General features: G+C 50.3%; 14 protein-coding genes. 13 read left to right on the top strand and 1 reads right to left on the bottom strand.

Going from position 1 to position 18,133, the window contains the following annotated elements:
* Nucleotides 1-11 precede the first annotated feature (11 nt).
* Nucleotides 12-875 (top strand): PHP domain-containing protein, encoded by an 864-nt coding sequence (locus MHB82_RS20900; protein WP_341175736.1) that lies wholly within the window; start codon nt 12-14, stop codon nt 873-875.
* 82 nt (nt 876-957) lie between these two features.
* On the opposite strand, the gene MHB82_RS20895 is transcribed toward MHB82_RS20900, so the two are convergent.
* Nucleotides 958-2,703 (bottom strand): Rqc2 family fibronectin-binding protein, encoded by a 1,746-nt coding sequence (locus MHB82_RS20895; protein WP_341175735.1) that lies wholly within the window; start codon nt 2,701-2,703, stop codon nt 958-960.
* Nucleotides 2,704-3,025: 322 nt separating this feature from the next.
* Here MHB82_RS20895 and MHB82_RS20890 point away from each other — a divergent pair, with 322 nt between their 5' ends.
* From MHB82_RS20890 to rsmB, 12 genes are all read left to right on the top strand, one after another.
* Nucleotides 3,026-5,839 (top strand): calcium-translocating P-type ATPase, SERCA-type, encoded by a 2,814-nt coding sequence (locus MHB82_RS20890; protein ID WP_095359356.1) that lies wholly within the window; start codon nt 3,026-3,028, stop codon nt 5,837-5,839.
* A gap of 149 nt (nt 5,840-5,988) precedes the next feature.
* On the top strand, nt 5,989-6,822 hold the full coding sequence (gene dapF, locus MHB82_RS20885) for a diaminopimelate epimerase (protein WP_095359355.1): 834 nt from the start codon (nt 5,989-5,991) through the stop codon (nt 6,820-6,822).
* Between the two features lie 137 nt (nt 6,823-6,959).
* A complete protein-coding gene (locus MHB82_RS20880) occupies nt 6,960-8,849 on the top strand; it encodes a bifunctional homocysteine S-methyltransferase/methylenetetrahydrofolate reductase (RefSeq protein WP_341175734.1) in 1,890 nt (629 codons plus the stop codon).
* 19 nt (nt 8,850-8,868) lie between these two features.
* The gene (locus MHB82_RS20875; RefSeq protein WP_095359353.1) at nt 8,869-9,768 is read left to right on the top strand and encodes a YicC/YloC family endoribonuclease; all 900 of its coding nucleotides are present in this window, start codon (nt 8,869-8,871) and stop codon (nt 9,766-9,768) included.
* A 51-nt stretch (nt 9,769-9,819) separates the two neighbouring features.
* A complete protein-coding gene (gene remA, locus MHB82_RS20870) occupies nt 9,820-10,080 on the top strand; it encodes an extracellular matrix/biofilm regulator RemA (protein ID WP_006209218.1) in 261 nt (86 codons plus the stop codon).
* Nucleotides 10,081-10,093: 13 nt separating this feature from the next.
* The gene (gene gmk, locus MHB82_RS20865) at nt 10,094-10,666 is read left to right on the top strand and encodes a guanylate kinase (protein WP_090901057.1); all 573 of its coding nucleotides are present in this window, start codon (nt 10,094-10,096) and stop codon (nt 10,664-10,666) included.
* Nucleotides 10,667-10,822: 156 nt separating this feature from the next.
* Entirely contained in the window at nt 10,823-11,038 is a 216-nt protein-coding gene (gene rpoZ, locus MHB82_RS20860) for a DNA-directed RNA polymerase subunit omega (RefSeq protein ID WP_095290265.1), read from the top strand.
* Between the two features lie 120 nt (nt 11,039-11,158).
* The gene (coaBC, locus tag MHB82_RS20855) at nt 11,159-12,394 is read left to right on the top strand and encodes a bifunctional phosphopantothenoylcysteine decarboxylase/phosphopantothenate--cysteine ligase CoaBC (protein ID WP_341175733.1); all 1,236 of its coding nucleotides are present in this window, start codon (nt 11,159-11,161) and stop codon (nt 12,392-12,394) included.
* Between the two features lie 2 nt (nt 12,395-12,396).
* Nucleotides 12,397-14,946: a primosomal protein N' gene (priA, locus tag MHB82_RS20850; RefSeq protein WP_341175732.1), complete on the top strand. Its 2,550-nt coding sequence runs from the start codon at nt 12,397-12,399 to the stop codon at nt 14,944-14,946.
* Nucleotides 14,947-15,113: 167 nt separating this feature from the next.
* The gene (gene def / locus MHB82_RS20845; RefSeq protein WP_095290270.1) at nt 15,114-15,602 is read left to right on the top strand and encodes a peptide deformylase; all 489 of its coding nucleotides are present in this window, start codon (nt 15,114-15,116) and stop codon (nt 15,600-15,602) included.
* Nucleotides 15,603-15,608: 6 nt separating this feature from the next.
* Complete coding sequence (gene fmt, locus MHB82_RS20840) at nt 15,609-16,568, top strand: methionyl-tRNA formyltransferase (RefSeq protein WP_176476038.1); 960 nt, start codon at nt 15,609-15,611, stop codon at nt 16,566-16,568.
* The gene (gene rsmB, locus MHB82_RS20835; protein WP_341175731.1) at nt 16,565-18,064 is read left to right on the top strand and encodes a 16S rRNA (cytosine(967)-C(5))-methyltransferase RsmB; all 1,500 of its coding nucleotides are present in this window, start codon (nt 16,565-16,567) and stop codon (nt 18,062-18,064) included. Before fmt ends, rsmB begins: the two co-directional genes overlap by 4 nt.
* Nucleotides 18,065-18,133: the final 69 nt, after the last annotated feature.

The raw sequence follows: 18,133 nt of genomic DNA, 5'->3' as shown, positions 1-18,133 counted from the left end.
AGATGTTGTTAATGGATCAACCTAACGGACGCTGTGATCTCCATACGCATAGTCAGGCTTCGGACGGCATGCAGTCACCTGCCGAAAATGTAAGGCTGGCCAAACAAAAGGGACTGTCAGGCGTTGCAATTACGGATCATGATACGGTAGCAGGTGTGGCAGAGGCACAGCAGACAGGCCTGGAATGTGGTATCGAGGTTGTAGCCGGCGTTGAGATCAGTACCCGCGCAGGAGGCAAAGACATTCATGTGCTGGGTTATTATATGAATATAACGGATGAACTCTTTCTGGAGCGGCTGCATGGACTTCGTGATGCACGTGAGGAACGAAATCATCGCATTATTGCCAAACTGCAGGAGCTTGGTCTTGATATCAGCTGGGAGGAAGTTATTGAGGGGCTGGGACGTCCTCTTGAGCCGGATGAGAGCATTGGCAGACCGCACATGGCCGATGTCCTGGTCAGCAAAGGCTATGCTGTCGATATGAGGGATGCCTTTGATCGATATCTGGCCGAAGGTAAGCCGGGCTTCGTATCGGTACCACGTGTCGCTCCCGAAGATGCCTGTCAGTGGATTAGAGAGGCAGGGGGAGCCGCAGTTATTGCACATCCGGGTCTCTATGGAGATGATGAACTAGTTCGCCGGATCATTAAGCAGTCCCGTCCGGACGGAATTGAAGTATTTCATTCCGACCATGGGCCTGAAGAGGAACACAGGTATGCCGCATTGGCACGTGAATTCGATTTAATTGTGACAGGTGGCTCAGATTACCACGGTGTGAGACAGGGAGTTGTTTTTCACGGGGATTTGGGGAGCAAGACGGTAGCATTGGATGTGCTTGAACAATTGCGGACAGCAGCAAACCGCCAATTATAACCCAAATTGAAAAGGCCCAGAACACGATATTCTCTGTTCTGGGCCTTTTTTGTGTCATTTTGTTTGTGGTGGCACCTGCCGCCTATCCGTTTTTGATGGTGGATGGCAAGCTTTTGACCAACTCTTCATTCGGCGTCACAAACAGTGTTTTTTGATGATCGTAGATGACGAAACCGGGCTTGGCCCCGCTTGGTTTCCGTACGTGACGAATAAAGGTATAGTCCACAGGAACACTGCTTGATTCCTTGGCCTGACTGAAATAAGCTGCGAGCTGTGCTGCTTCCTCCAGCGTAGCTTCCCCGAAGTCCGTGCTGCGAATGACAACGTGTGAACCGGGGATGTCTTTGGTATGCAGCCATGTATCATTGGCCGACGCCAGACGGTTAGTGACATATTCATTTTGCAAGTTGTTTTTGCCCACCAGAATATCAATTCCCTCAGTCGAGGTAAACTGATGTACGGTTGGACGGTCGTTTTTCTTTTTCTTCTTGCCTTTTTTGTTGCGGTCGCGAAGATATCCCTGCTGAACCAGTTCTTCACGGATCTCCTCAATATCGTTCATGGAAGCGATGGACAGCTGCTGCAGCAGGTTGTCCAGGTAGACGATCTCGTCCTTGGTTTTGCCGAGCTGCTCATGAATGACCGCCAGACTGTTCTTATATTTGTTGTACCGCTTGAAGTAACGCTGCGCATTGTCCGATGGTGTAAGCAGGGGATCCAGTGCGATGGTAATGGTTGCCTGATCTTCATCATAGAAGTTTACAAGCTCCACGCTTTTGTCTCCCTTGCTAATCTGGTGAAGGGAAGCAAATAACAATTCGCCCCATAATCTGTATTTTTCCGCGTCATCGGCTTCGAGCAGATCCTTGTTCAGGTTGTCGAGTTTTTTGACATTTTTGCTTCGTTCATTTTGCAGAAAACGCAGCAGATCACTTACCTTTTGTTTTACCGTATCCCGCTCGGCTTTATCCCCGTAATAATCCTCCATGCATTTGCTCATCGTGTCGTAGGTCTTCTCCGCATCCTGAATACTTTGAAGACGGACAGCAGAGAAGATCATTTTCCCTTTGGCATTCAGTCCTGTGATAGGGGTGTAGTTATTGTCTCTCACAGGTCCCATCACAGAATCAAAGGCATTCCAGAGGGCGTTCGCCTCGGCTGATGCATCTCCATTGTCTGTATCGGATGCACGAGCAGCAATCTCTCCTGCGATCAGCGGACTCAGGCCACTGAATGAGTTCACAAGCCAGCGGGCAGCCTCTTCTTCCGTTTCAGAGTAACCCTTGATGAATTCAGCGCTGTTCACTTCCAGCGGATTGACTTTGTGCTGTTCTGGCGGAGCTGTATACGAAAAGCCAGGCATGATGACCCGGTAGCTACTGATGGAAGGGGTAACGTGATGTATACCGTCCAGAATCGTTCCTGTGACCGGGTCGAGCAATACGATATTGCTGTGCCGCCCCATGAGCTCAATGATGATTCGTTTTACGGATACGTCACCGAGTTCGTCGCGTTGACGAACATCGATGTGGATGATCCGTTCCATGCCGATCTGACGAATCTCCTCTATGATGGCTCCCTCGCAGTGCTTGCGCAGCAGCATGCAGAACATCGGTGCTTCTGTAGGGTTTAAGAATGTCTTCTCCGTAAAATGCACACGGGGATACGTCGGACTGGCCGATATCAGCAATTTGCTGTTCCCGCGTTGTGCACGAAGAGTCAGTACGACATCATGGCCGTTTGGCTGATGAATTTTGCTAATGCGGCCGCCTTTGCAGCCCTGCAGTTCGTGTACGATGGCTCGTGTAACAATGCCGTCCAATGCCATATTTTTCAACTTCCTCTCTATCTATAACTGAAACACACAACTGGAATATGTAAAAATCAGAACCGGTTGCAGTTCGTTCGTCACTTGCCTTCTTGCATAAGATAACTCGGCTTCTACTGCGTTATGACCGCAGACCTTTATTTTAGCCTATTCTGTCCATCAGGGAAAGGATTCACCATCCGGGTGCTAATTGGGGTCCTGTCCGAATACATATAGAGCAGGTAGTTTGTCCGGCGTGACATACAGCAGCCTGTTAGCGATCACGAGCAGCTGTATGAGCGTCTTTTACAGGAAATATAGACTGGGAGGGGAACCTTGAAGCATGGAACAGACCAAGTGGCATCAACTAAGCGTAGAAGAGCTTCGCAGCACGCTTGACGTCAGTCTGGAGGAAGGATTGACAGATGAAGCTGTTGCGCAGAAGAGGAAGGTCGCCGGTTCAAATGAGCTGAGTGAAGGAAAACGTATATCCCCAATTACACTGCTGCTTAACCAATTTAAGGACTTCATGGTGCTCGTTTTGATGGGGGCGACACTGGTCTCCGGATTGCTCGGAGAATATTTGGATGCCGTTACCATTGTGGCGATTATTGTGTTAAATGCCATTCTGGGCTTCGTACAGGAATTTCGGGCTGAGCGTTCTCTCCGCGCATTGAAGCAGCTGTCCGCACCTCTTGCCAAAGTTCTTCGGGCCGGTCAGGAAGTGCAGCTTGCTGCCAAACAGCTGGTGCCTGGGGATATCATCCTTGTCGAGAGTGGAGATCGCATCCCGGCGGATGTAAGATGGCTGGAAACGAACAGTCTGGATGTGGAGGAATCGGCACTCACTGGAGAATCAGTCCCTGTTAGCAAGCATTGCAACCCCATTGCAGACGATGCCGTACCGCTCGGCGATCAGAAAAACATTGGATTTATGGGCACCATGGTTACTCGCGGGACGGCCAAGGGCGTTGTCATTCGGACAGGCATGGATACCGAGATGGGTAAAATCGCCGATCTTATCCAAAATACCGAGGAACAGGAGACACCGCTTCAGCATCGTTTGGAGCAATTGGGCAAAATACTTATTTTTGTTGCACTGGGGCTTACCGTGATGGTCGTTGTGGCTGGTATTTTGCATGGACAACCGGCAATTGGGATGTTCCTTGCTGGCGTCAGTCTGGCGGTAGCTGCCATACCTGAAGGTTTGCCGGCGATCGTCACGATTGCACTTGCACTGGGTGTGCAGCGAATGATTAAGCGCAAAGCCATTGTACGAAAATTGCCTTCTGTCGAGACACTTGGCTGTGCCTCCGTGATCTGCTCGGACAAGACGGGGACATTAACCCAGAACAAGATGACAGTGACCGATGTGTGGCTGGAAGGTCGGAGTATCCAAGTCACCGGGGACGGGTATGCACCGGAAGGACAGATGCTGGAAGACGGCAGGACGGTGGAACTGAAGAGTGACCAGACATTGCGAAGACTGCTTCAGATTAGTGCGTTATGTAACAATGCGAGTATTGTGGAAAGTTTCTCGGAAGAGCGGAATAAGAAAAAGGGTAAGGATGGCAAGAAGGAGGCAATCAAGGAGGATGGCGTGGTATGGGAGCTGAAAGGCGATCCAACCGAAGGAGCGCTCGTCACTCTGGCTTCCAAAATGGGCCTTACTCCTGCCGGCCTCAAAGAGCTATATGCTCGTCAACAGGAGTTCCCGTTCGATTCGGACCGCAAACGAATGTCTGTCCTCATCCAGCATCAGGGAGGCCGCATGGTTTACACCAAGGGTGCCCCTGATGTGTTGATTGGACAATGCAGCTATATTTTATGGGAAGGCAAAGTTGTACCCTTTACCGGAACGTTGAGACAGAAAGTGATGGCTGCAAACGAGAAGATGGCCGGAGCAGCCCTGCGTGTCTTGGGGATGGCTTATCGTGAAGTACGCCCTGAGGAAAAAGTAGATGATGAACATGCTGCCGAAAATCAGCTTGTGTTCGTTGGACTTGCAGGCATGATTGATCCACCTCGGAGAGAAGTCAGAGATGCGATTGCAACTTGCCGCAGAGCGGGTATCCGTACGGTCATGATTACGGGTGACCACGGGACTACTGCAGAGGCGATAGCCCAGCAGCTGGGTATTCTTCCGCGGGGCGGAGGTTCGTTGAGCGGGCAGCAGCTGGCCGGATTGACGGACGATGAGCTGGATAAACAGGTGGAAGGTATCTATGTCTTCTCCCGGGTGTCCCCTGAGCACAAGCTCCGGATTGTAAAATCACTGCAGCGCAAAGGCCATGTCGTAGCGATGACAGGGGACGGTGTCAACGACGCACCAGCGATCAAAGCGGCGGACATCGGAATTGCGATGGGAATTACAGGTACGGATGTGACAAAAGAGGCATCAGCCTTAATTCTCAGTGATGATAATTTTTCTACTATTGTAGCTGCGATTGAAGAAGGGCGTAATATATATGAGAATATTCGGAAGTTTATTCGATACTTGCTTGCTTCCAACGTGGGCGAGATCTTGACGATGTTCTTCGCAATGATGATGGGACTGCCGCTGCCGCTCGTGCCCATCCAGATTCTATGGGTGAACCTCGTGACAGATGGCCTGCCGGCCATGGCACTGGGTGTGGATCAGCCGGAGAAAGATCTGATGGAGCACAAGCCACGCGGCGCCAAGGAAAACATTTTTGCCCGGAGACTGGGCTGGAAAATCATCAGCCGCGGTGTATTGATCGGATTATGTACATTAGGTGCGTTTTGGCTTACCCTTCAAGCAGCTCCGGATCAACCGGGTCAGCTTATCAAAGCACAGTCCGTAGCTTTTGCGACACTTGTTCTGGCTCAGCTTATTCATGTATTTGACTGCCGGAGTTCGCGCTCCATTTTCCACCGGAATCCGCTCCAGAACAAATACCTGGTTCTTGCAGTGATCTCGTCCGTCGTGCTGATGCTGGTTGTGATGTACGTGGAGCCGCTGCAGCCGATCTTCAAAACTGTACCGCTCGGCATGCGTGAATGGGCCATTTCCATTGTGGCCGCAGGTATCCCAACGTTCCTGATGGGAGCAGGCAGTGTCTGGGGTGGTCGTCGTAACCGTCGCCGGATGGGTCCTGGAAGCTTCGTACCGAAAAGTACAAAGTTTTCGGCATAAAATCAATAGCATTTCCTTATCGTTTTCGTTATGCTATCCTCAAAATGATTCGGGGCGAAAGCCTTCGACATTTTGCAGGATAGCTTTTTTGTGTAAACAGGCAAGAATAACGCTTTGGCAGCAGACTGCCAAAAGGAGTGGGCAAGGATATGGAATTTACAAAAATGCACGGACTTGGCAACGACTTTATCGTTGTATTTGGAGAAAAACAGCTTCCGGCTGATGCAGCAGAGCTTGCTGTGAAATGGTGCAACCGTTTCTTCGGCATCGGTGCGGATGGACTCGTTTATATACTGCCTTCGGAGAAGGCGGATTTTCAGATGCGCATTATGAACTCTGATGGTTCGGAAGCGGAACAATGCGGCAACGCGATTCGCTGTGTAGCGAAGTATGTTTATGACCATGGTCATGTGACATCGGAGCACATCACCATTGAAACCATCGGCGCTGGTGTGCAGCCGGTAACCCTTAATGTACTTGACGGCAAGGTGGCAACCGTTCGTGTAGATATGGGCGAGCCTATTTTGGACGGGCTTAAGGTTCCGACAACAGTGGATGCCAACCCTGTGGTTGATCATACGATTGAAGCGAACGGACAGGAGTTCAAATTCACGGCAGTTTCGATGGGAAATCCCCACGCTGTCATTTATGTAGATGATGCAGTGAACTTTGATCTCTCGACCTGGGGGCCTGTGCTGGAAGTTCATCCGATGTTCCCGAAAAAGATCAATGTTGAGTTTGCCACTGTACGTGATCGCGGATTCGTCGATATGCGTGTATGGGAACGCGGTGCGGGTCCAACCCTGGCTTGTGGGACCGGAGCTTGTGCAACGCTTGTATCTTCAGTATTGAACGGACACACGGATCGTACAGCAGTTATTAGCCTCAAAGGCGGAGACCTGCATATTGAGTGGAACGAAGCTGACAATCATGTGTATATGACCGGACCGGCAGAGGTTGTTTTCAAGGGATTCACCTCATAAGTTGACAGTTTGAGCCAAGAGGCCTTCGGGCCTCTTTTTTTGACTGAATTTCATGGAAATCCTGTGTTTTTCTACGTTATTGATCGGCTTTTGTGTTACATTAGTATGAAATGATCAGCTAGGCGGGGGGAAAAGGGATGAAGGCGGATTTGCGGAGTGTCTTGCAGGAACGAGTTCTCATTGGAGATGGGGCGATGGGAACATATCTGTACCAAATGGGTTTCCCGGTTGGAATTTCATATGAAGAATTAAATTTGGTCTCACCTGAAGTGGTAGCAGATGTGCATCGTCGTTATTTGGAGGCGGGTACTGAAATATTTGAGACAAATACTTACTCTGCCAACTATGACAAATTATCCAAGTTCGGACTGGAATCGAAGGTGACGGAAGTCAATCGTGCGGGGGCACGCATTGCCAAGGAAGTCGCTGGTTCAAACGGATACGTTCTAGGGGCCGTGGGTTCCATTCGTGGAGGCAAGCGGACTAATGTATCGACAAGCGAACTGAAGCGTTTCTACGAACAGCAGATTTTTGCCCTGTTTGAAGAAGGGGTTGACGGGATTCTGCTTGAAACCTTCTATGATATCGAAGAGATGGATATCGCCCTGCTGCAGGCACGCAAGCTGAGTGATCTACCGGTGATTGGGCAGTTTGCAGTTGAGGATATTGGACATACGCTGGATGGATACACGATGCCGGAAGCGTTCCGGATCATGCGTGAGCAGGGTGCGGACGTGATTGGGTTTAACTGCCGCTCCGGTCCAAACGGAATTATGCGTGCCATGGAAACCGTATCCGGGCGAATCGGAGTTCCGATGTCTGTTTACCCTAACGCTGGGGCGGCAGACTATGTCGATGGCCAGTTCCGTTATGGTGCCACACCGGAATATTTCGGGCAGACCGCGGTGCAATTTGCCGATCTGGGCGCCCGTATTATCGGTGGATGCTGCGGTACAACGCCTGATCATATTGGGGCAATCGCACAGGCTCTTTCCGAATATACTACAGCACCCATTGTCCTGCCTGACCCAACAGAAGCAAAACCGCGTATCGTACTGCATGAAAATGTGGATGAACGGTCCGGCCGTGGTGGACAGCCGACCATTGTGGATCTGGTCAAACAGCGCCACACGGTTATCGTTGAACTCGACCCGCCTCGTGACCTGGACATTGCCAAATTCATGAAAGGTGCCGAAACACTGAAAGCCGCAGGTGCGGATGCGCTGACACTGGCTGACAACTCTTTGGCGGTAACCCGCATGAGTAATATGGCTCTGGGACATCTCGTTCAGGATCGTACGGGCTTACGTCCGCTTGTACATATTGCTTGCCGTGACCGAAATCTGATTGGGACCCAGTCACACATGATGGGTTTTGACGCTCTCGGTATCAACCACGTGCTTGCGGTTACAGGTGATCCAGCACGTTTCGGTGATCTTCCCGGATCCAGCTCCGTATACGATCTGACTTCATTTGAAATTATACGTATGATCAAGCAATTGAACGACGGTGTAGCTTTCTCCGGTAAACCGCTTAAACAGAAGGCTGGTTTTGTCATCGGAGCAGCGTTTAACCCGAATGTGAAACATCTGGATAAGGCGGTTCAGAGACTGGAGAAAAAGATTGCCTCCGGTGCCGATTACATTATGACGCAGCCTGTCTATGACCCGCAATTGATCGTAGCCATGCATGAGGCGACCAAACATTTGGAAGTGCCTATTTTCGTTGGTGTAATGCCGCTGGCAAGTGGACGAAATGCAGAATACCTGCACAACGAAGTTCCAGGCATTCAGCTGTCGGATGAAGTTCGTTCTCGCATGGCTGGTCTCGAAGGAGAAGAAGGACGGGCTATGGGCGTAAAGATTGCCAAAGAGCTATTGGATGTGGCAACAGCCCATTTCAAAGGGATCTACCTGATGACTCCGTTTATGTTCTACGGCATGACTGCCGAGCTGACCCAATATGTATGGGAGAAGTCCGAGCACCAATGTCCTACTTGTTTCAACCCTAATAATCAATTACAATAGTGTAACGGATGTGATGCCGATGTCATTCAGTATGACCGGATACGGTCAATCCGCCTTTCATTTTGGAGGCTACAAGGTACAATTGGAGATTAAATCCGTCAATCATCGTTACTGTGAAGTGATGATGCGCATGCCGAAAGAATGGACATGTTATGAAGACGGATTGAGGAAAAGAGTACAGAGCCGGCTGAAGCGCGGGCGGATTGATGTTTATGTAATGAAAGAAAAAGATGAAGATCAGGCTCTTCCTGCCGTGCTTAATGAGCAGGCAGTCAGAGCCTATCTGCAGGCAGCAGAACAGCTGGAATCCCGCTTTGGGATGCAGGGCAAACCGAGCATTATGGACATGCTTTCATTGCCGGATGTCATGGTTCATTCCGATGGGACGAGTTCAATTCCGGAGGAAGAGAAGGACGAATGGGAGCGAGTGTTGCAGCAGAGCTTGGAAGAGGCCTTGTCCAGTCTGGAGCAAATGCGCGCGCGTGAGGGTCTTCATCTGGCCAGTGATCTGGAACGGCGGATTAGTCGTTTGGAGTCGCTGCATACCGAGATGCTTACTCTTGCACCTACTGTGGTATCAGATTACCGCAACAAGTTAAGACAAAGGCTTACGGAAATGCAGGAGGAAGGCTCTTTCCCTTTTGACGAGCATAAATTGGGTATGGAAATTGCTGTGTTTGCCGATCGTTCTAACATAGAGGAGGAACTTACGCGTCTACTCAGCCACTTCGGACAGAGCAGGGAACTGCTGAAGAGTGAAGAGCCGGTAGGCCGCAAGTTGGACTTTCTTATTCAAGAGATGAATCGGGAAGTCAATACGATTGGATCAAAAGCCAACCATTTGGCTCTGGTGAACCGTGTTGTCGAGATGAAGGCGGAGCTGGAGAAAATTCGCGAGCAGGCGGCGAATATCGAATGAACGGCCATATTTCGGCAAGAGAGTCGCATGTATAGGGGGAAGAACCTGATTATGGCAATCAAACTCATCAACATTGGATTCGGTAACATCGTATCGGCGAACCGGATTATATCCATCGTAAGTCCGGAATCGGCGCCGATCAAGAGAATTATACAAGAGGCAAGAGATCGTCATATGCTGATAGACGCAACGTACGGAAGACGTACTCGTGCCGTGATTATTACGGATAGCGATCATGTCATTCTGTCGGCGGTTCAGCCTGAGACGGTCGCCCATCGTCTTTCTTCGAAAGATGATGACAACGACGAATAAAATGGAGTGTAATATGTCTAAAGGATTACTGATAGTGTTGTCCGGCCCATCTGGGGTCGGGAAGGGGACAGTATGCAGCGCTTTGCGCAAACGTGTACCGGAGTTGATCTATTCTGTGTCTGCAACGACTCGCCAGCCTCGTCTGGGTGAAGAGCATGGTGTGAACTATTTCTTCAGAAGTCATGAAGAATTCCTGAACATGATTGCTGAAGACCAGCTGCTGGAGCATGCAGAATATGTAGGTAACTATTACGGAACACCACGTGACTTTGTCGAGAAAACCATTAACGAAGGCCGCGACATCATTCTTGAGATTGAAGTTCAAGGCGCGTTAAAAGTGAAAGAGAAGTTCCCGGAAGGGATTTTTGTATTTTTGCTGCCTCCTTCATTGGACGAGCTCAAAGATCGCATCCAGGGACGCGGTACGGAGAGTCAGGCAACAATTGATCATCGGATGTCCGTAGCCGTCGATGAGATTAGTCTGCTGGAGCAGTACGATTACGCTGTCGTTAATGACGAGATTGATTTGGCGTGCAAACGAATAGAAAGCATTATTATCGCCGAACATTGTAAGATCAATAAATAATTTTTTTGACGGCCGCAGGATGCAATTATTCGGAGAACTGCTGACATATATCTATAGATGGTCAGATGAAGTTCGGTTCATGTGAACTACTGAATGGTTGCATTCTGTAAGGCGGGTCAAAGGGATTATACTAATGCAAAGAGGTGTTTTGTAAACATGCTGTATCCTTCTATTGATGAAATGATGAACAAAGTCGACAGCAAGTATTCTCTTGTTGTTGCTGCTTCCCGCCGGGCCAGACAGCTTCGTGAAGGCGAGAAAACGGATCTGAGAAATGCGAGATCCCATAAACAGGTTGGCGTTGCACTCGAAGAAATTTATGGTGATCATCTCGTTGTCATCAAAGGACAGGACGAAGAGGAAGAAGAGTAAGCCGCCTGCGGCTGCTCTTCAACTGCATACGGCGCAAGCCGGACTTATTTGACAACCGCGAGGTTGTTATTTTTTTCTCTATTCATCGTTTATACGTCGTATATATCGGGGGAAATAACCATGTTGAACGGTAAAAAAATCGTACTTGGCGTGACTGGCGGCATAGCCGCATACAAGGCGGCTACATTATGCAGTAGACTGGTGCAAAAAGGGGCGGATGTACACGTCATTATGACGGAATCTGCCAAACAGTTTATTACCGAATTAACGCTGCAAACGTTGACCCGAAATGTAGTCTACAGTGATACATTCGATGAGCGTGAGCCATCAGTTGTATCACATATTCATTTGGCCGATATGGCCGATCTGGTTCTGGTTGCCCCGGCAACAGCCAACGTTATTGCCAAAATGGCACATGGCATGGCCGATGACATGCTCTCCACCACACTGCTGGCAACGACTGCCCCGGTAATGATCGCACCTGCCATGAATGTTCATATGTATGATCATCCTGCTGTCCAGCACAATATGCGTCTGCTTTTCGAGCGAGGAACACTGATGATTGAACCAAGTGAAGGACAGCTTGCATGTGGATACGTGGGTAAAGGGCGACTGGAAGAGCCGGAGACGATTGTCGAGGTGGTTGAACGTTTTTTTGAAGATCAGCAGTCAGCCAAACCAGGCTTGAAACAACAGTCCGCCTTGTTAAAAGGAAAAAAAGTGGTCGTGACGGCGGGTGGTACGATTGAGCGTATTGATCCTGTCAGATATATTACCAATGACTCTTCCGGCAAAATGGGATTTGCCATCGCTGCAGCAGCACGTGATTTGGGGGCAGAGGTTACGCTCGTTATGGGCAGTACACAAGTTCAGCCGCCAACAAATGTGGAAGTGATACGGGTGCAGTCTGCCCAGGATATGTACGAAGCGGTCATGAGCCACTGGGATCATGCTGATATCGTCGTTAAGGCTGCGGCAGTTGCCGATTACCGTCCCAAGGAAGTACATGAGGAGAAAATCAAAAAGAAAGGCGATACGCTATCGCTGGAGCTTGTTAAAAATATAGATATTCTTGAAACACTAGGGAAGCAAAAGAGTCATCAATTTCTAATTGGTTTTGCCGCAGAAACCCATTCTGTAGAGATGTACGCAAGGGAGAAGCTGGAGCGGAAAAACTGTGATCTGATCGTAGCCAATGACGTTGCCCGGCCGGGTATCGGATTTGGAGCAGATACCAATGCGGTTCATATTTATGACCGTGAAGGGTTGGTGGAAGAGCTTCAGGTGATGTCTAAGGAGGACATAGCTCACCGATTGCTTGCGATTGCGGCGGAGCGCATTGCCGGGAGGAATTAAATATGGAGATCGCCAAGGTTATTGTCGATGTTCCGGTGAAACAGACCGATCGGCCCTTTGATTATCTGGTGCCGGAATCGATGCGTGATTGGATTGAGATTGGCAGTCGGGTAGGTGTGCCATTTGGACATCGAACTGTGCAGGGATTTGTGGTTGATCTTGTACCCCGTACCGGAACAGAATCCTTCAAGTTGAAGCCCATTCAGGAACTGTTGGACATCGTTCCCCCCTTGTCAGAAGATCTGGTGCAGCTCGCCGAGTGGATGAGTGAGCGATATGCCAGCAACCGCATTTTGTCGCTGCAGGTCATGGTGCCGACTGCACTGAAAGGTAAAGCGGAACGATATATCTCCATTGGGGATGCACTGGATGGACAGCATGCCGGAGCACCATCGGATGAAAATGTCCTCTTCGTGTGGGGAGAGGAATCCACCTCGGAGAAGGTGCAGCAGGACATTATACGTTTTGTTAAAAGTCGAGGGCAGGTGCCTTTGCAGCAATTGAGCCGTAAATACCCCAATCATGCAGCGTTGATCAAAAAGCTTCTGCTTAGCGGTGTATTGCTGGAGAGTCAGGCAATCAAGGACAAGCTGAACAAAAAAACGATGAAGGCAGTGGATTTGGCGGTAGATGCGGCTGCGGCGGAGGAGACACTTGCATCTTTCCCGGCGAAGGCACAGCGGCAGAAGGAGGTTCTTGCTTTTCTGCTTGAAATGAAAGAGCTGCTGCCGATGCCGATGAAAGAATTGCTGGCCACGCTTCAAGTGTCTGCGGCTACCGTCAAAGGGCTTGAGGAGAAAGGGCTGCTTGTAACGGAAGACGTGGAAGTCTTTCGTGACCCTTATCAAGGCAGGAAGTTTCGCGCCACTGAACCGCTTGCTCTTACTGCAGAGCAGCAGAACGTGTACGATAAAATTAATGGCCGATTACAGGAAAGGCGCCATGGCGTCTTTTTGTTACATGGTGTAACAGGCAGCGGTAAGACCGAAGTATATCTGCAGACGATCCAGCAATGTATTGAGCAGGATCGGCAGGCGATTGTACTTGTGCCTGAGATTGCCCTCACGCCACAAATGGTTGAGCGGTTTAAAGGACGATTCGGAGACCAGGTTGCCGTTATGCACAGCCGTCTTTCGGGTGGAGAGCGTTATGATGAATGGCGCAAAATCCGGGAAGGCCAAGTAAAGGTTGCCATTGGCGCGCGTTCCGCTGTCTTTGCTCCATTTGACCGACTGGGTCTAATTATTATGGATGAGGAACATGAGACTTCTTACAAACAGGAAGAAACGCCGAAATACCATGCCCGTGATGTAGCTGTAAAAAGAGCACAGCAGCATCAGGCTGTTGTGGTCCTGGGCTCCGCGACGCCTTCGCTGGAAAGTTATTATGCCGCACGTTCACAGAGCAATGATGATTTTGCCCCGCTGCTGCTGGAAATGCCTACTCGGGCGCTTGGCAACAATCTGCCGGATGTGCGAATCATTGATATGCGGGAAGAGTTGAAGGATGGAAACCGTTCGATGTTCAGTCGGGCTCTGCATAAGGGACTGGAGGAACGGTTGGAGCGCGGGGAGCAGACAGTTTTGCTGTTGAACCGCCGAGGCTATTCCACTTTTGTCATGTGCCGCAGCTGCGGTTATGTGGCCGGCTGTCCCGAGTGTGATATTTCACTGACGTATCACCAGCGTTCAAACAATCTTCGTTGTCACTATTGCGGGTATGCGGAAGCAGCTCCCGAGGTATGCCCTGAATGTGGCAGTGAACATATCCGTTACTTTGGTACAGGTACGCAGCGAGTGGAGGAAGAATTGGCCAAGTTGTTCCCGGGAATTCGTGTAATCCGCATGGATGTGGACACAACGACGGAGAAGGGGTCGCATGAGAAACTTCTGAAGCAGTTCCGGGAGAAAAAAGCGGACGTGCTGCTTGGTACCCAGATGGTTGCCAAAGGATTGGATTTTCCGGATGTCACCCTGGTTGGTGTCATCACGGCAGACTCGGCACTGAACCTGCCCGATTTCCGGGCTGCCGAGAAGACCTTCCAGCTGTTGACCCAGGTAGCGGGCCGTGCAGGGCGTCATCAATTGCCTGGTGAGGTATTTGTGCAGTCCTATACACCGGAGCACTATTCCATTGGACATGCAAGCCAGCATGATTATGTTTCTTTTGTACGTGAGGAACTGCTTCATCGCCGCAATCTGCAATACCCGCCGTATTGCCGCCTGATTCTGGTGACCTTTTCGCATGAGCAATTGCCTGTACTGATCCGGCTTGCCGAAAATTACACACGTCTGTTGAAAGAACGTGCCAATGCAGCAGGCTGGCTGGGAAGCCTCGACCGTTTCAGCAACGATGCCTTCGACGTGCTAGGGCCTGTAGCCTCGCCCATTCCCCGGATCAAGAATAGATACCGATTCCAATGTATGATAAAATGGCGGGGGGATGTAGACGCTATCGGAATCGCCCTAGAGACAGCTCGGCGCATGGACGATGATGTTCAGGCGCAAAAACTGCTCATTAGTTTGGATGTAGACCCGCAAATGTTAATGTAGCATGATGCATCGTTTTCCATGGACACTTCGTGTGATAAAAATTGGGGAAATGATTAGAGCAAAATGTGGATGTGAACAAGCGGTATAAACATAGATTATAAACAAGCAAACGATAATCAAAAGAATGATACCCAACATGAGATTTGGGTTAGGAAGGTGCTTACAACATGTCGATTCGTATTATTGTTAAAGAACCAGATGAGGTGCTTCACAAAAGAGCCAAGGAAGTTACAAAAGTAACACCAAATGTACAAAAACTGCTGGATGATATGGCAGATACCATGTATGACGCTGAAGGCGTAGGTCTTGCAGCCCCTCAAGTAGGCATCTTGAAACGCCTGATTGTCATTGATGCCGGGGATGAACAGGGCCTCATTAAAATGATCAATCCTGAAATCATCGCAAGTGAAGGCGAACAGTTTGGGCCGGAAGGCTGTCTGAGTATTCCGGGTATTAACGGCGACGTTCGCCGTTTTGAGACAGTTACCGTTAAAGGCTTGGACCGTGAAGGCAATGAACTGATTATTACGGGCAGTGGTCTGTTATCCCGGGCATTCCAGCACGAGATTGATCACCTGGATGGCGTACTCTTCACGGATATCGCTGAGAAAGTGTACGAAATTGCAGCCGATCAGACTGGACCGCGACGTAATTAAGGAGTGATGGATTTGAATATTGTTTTTATGGGTACCCCGGAATTTGCTGTCCCTTCTCTGGATATGCTCATTGCTGAGGGTTATAACGTGGTGGGGGTAGTCACCCAGCCCGATAAACCGCAAGGCCGCAAAAAAGTGCTCACGCCAACGCCTGTTAAGGCTGCGGCTGAGCGCCATGGCCTGCCCGTATTTCAACCGGTGAAGCTGCGTGATCCTGAATCCGTGGCCAGATTGGCTGAATGGAAGCCTGATTTGATCGTGACTGCAGCATTTGGGCAGATTTTACCGAAGGCCGTATTGGATATGCCTGTACGAGGCTGTGTGAATGTGCACGGTTCTCTTTTGCCTAAATATCGTGGTGGTGCTCCAATTCAGCGCTCCATTATTAACGGGGAGTCCGTAACGGGAGTTACTTTGATGTATATGGCAGAAGGTTTGGATACCGGGGACATGATCTCTCGTGTGGAAGTTCCAATTACCGATGATGACACCTCTGGCACCATGTTTGTGAAGCTCAGCGATGCAGGCTCCAAGCTGCTGCAGGCAGAAATGCCCCGTCTTATTGCGGGGGAAACCACGGCTGTCCCTCAGGATGAAGCCGAAGCTTCGTATGCCCGCAATCTGACTAGAGAAGACGAGAAAATAGACTGGAATCGAACATCCCGTGAAATCTATAACCAGATCCGTGGTCTTGTTCCGTTCTCTGGTGCATTTACAATGTGGGACGAGCAGGTGTTTAAAGTATGGGCTGCTGCGAATCCCAATCAATGGGGAGCTTCGGAGACTGGAGCCAAAGGACAAGCTGAGCCTGGTACAGTGCTGCAGCTGAATGCATCTGGTATCGAGGTACAGACGGGTGACGGTTCACTCTGGCTGACAGAAGTTCAGCCGGCCGGCAAGAAAGCGATGAAGGCGGCTGACTTTGGCCGCGGCGGTACGCTGAAACCGGGCACGGTGTTACGATGAGTGAGAATAGATCCGGCAGATCCGTAGACAGTTCGAGCAGAGGTAACGCTAAACAGAACCGGCGCCCGAATCCAGGGAAACCGGGTGGTTCCAGAAATGCTGGGGGCTCCCGGACCTCGGGAGAAGCTTCGCGCGCTCAACGACCCAAAACTTCTCCACGCGCACTTGCAGTGAAGGTGCTAAGTGCTGTGGAGCAGGATGGAGCCTACAGTAACCTGGAGCTCAATCGTCGTTTGAAAGAGGCGGAGCTTAGTCCGGCTGATGCGGGGCTGGCAACTGAGCTGGTATACGGAACAATCGCAAGACTAAATACGCTTGATTATTTCTTGAAACGTTTTGTAGCCAAAGGAATGGCCAAGCTCCAGCCATGGGTACGAAGTCTCCTTCGGATCAGCGTCTACCAGATGCTGTATCTGGACCGGATTCCGGAACATGCTGTTGTCAGTGAAGCCGTCAATCTGGCGAAGAAACTGGGTCACCAGGGAATCTCGGGTATGGTCAATGGCGTTCTGCGCAACATGATCCGTAACCGGGATGAATTGCGGATTCCGAATGATCTGCCAGCGGCTGAGCGCATTGCACTGGAACACTCTCATCCACTGTGGATGGTTAAACGCTGGATCGGCCAATACGGTGAAGAGACAGCTGAAGCGATCTGCAAGGCCAATAATGAACCACCAGCAGTGAGTGTCCGGGTAAATACGACCATGACCACACGTGAGAAACTTATGCACGAGATGGAGAGCACGGGTGCAGTGGTGGAGCCTTCCCGGTTAAGTCCTGACGGCATCCTTGTACGCAGCGGTGGGAATATGGCACTAACGTCATGGTACCGGGATGGATTGTTCTCAGTACAGGACGAAAGTTCCATGCTGGTGGCAGAAGCGGTCGCACCTGAAGAAGGTCAAAGCGTGCTGGATTGCTGTGCAGCTCCCGGCGGTAAGACAGCTCATATGGCCGAGAAAATGCAGGACCGTGGACGGATCATTGCCAATGATGTGCATGCACATAAGCGTCAGCTGATCATGGATCAGGCAGACCGTTTGGGGCTGAGCTGTATCGATGCAGTAACTGGAGATGCACTGGATTTGGATGAACGTTATCCTCATGCTTCGTTCGACCGGATCCTTCTGGATGCACCTTGTTCGGGTCTCGGTGTCATTCGCAGGAAGCCAGATGTCAAATGGACCAAATCGCCTGAAGATATCGAAGATATCTCGGCGCTGCAGCGAGAATTGTTGGACCGGGTTTCACCGCTGTTGAAGCCGGGCGGCGTTCTGGTGTACAGTACATGTACGATTGAGCCGGCTGAGAACGAACTTATGGTCGCTGACTTTCTGAAGCGCCATCCTGAATACCAGGCCGTGGATTCTGCCTGGACCGGAACCGAGATGGAAAAGTGGAATCCGGTGAACGGGGGCGTGCAGATTCTGCCCCAGTATGCACACAGTGATGGCTTCTTCATTGCAAGGCTGACACGTGCAGCCAATGAATAAATCCATAGCACGTAAGGAAGGCCGCCGGGGGGAACTTCGGCGGATTTCTTTTGTAATGGGGTGCGGCTT

The organism is Paenibacillus sp. FSL K6-2862 (assembly GCF_038005125.1).
Taxonomy (GTDB): Bacteria; Bacillota; Bacilli; order Paenibacillales; family Paenibacillaceae; genus Paenibacillus; species Paenibacillus illinoisensis_A.
This window is presented reverse-complemented; position numbering and strand designations above follow the sequence as displayed.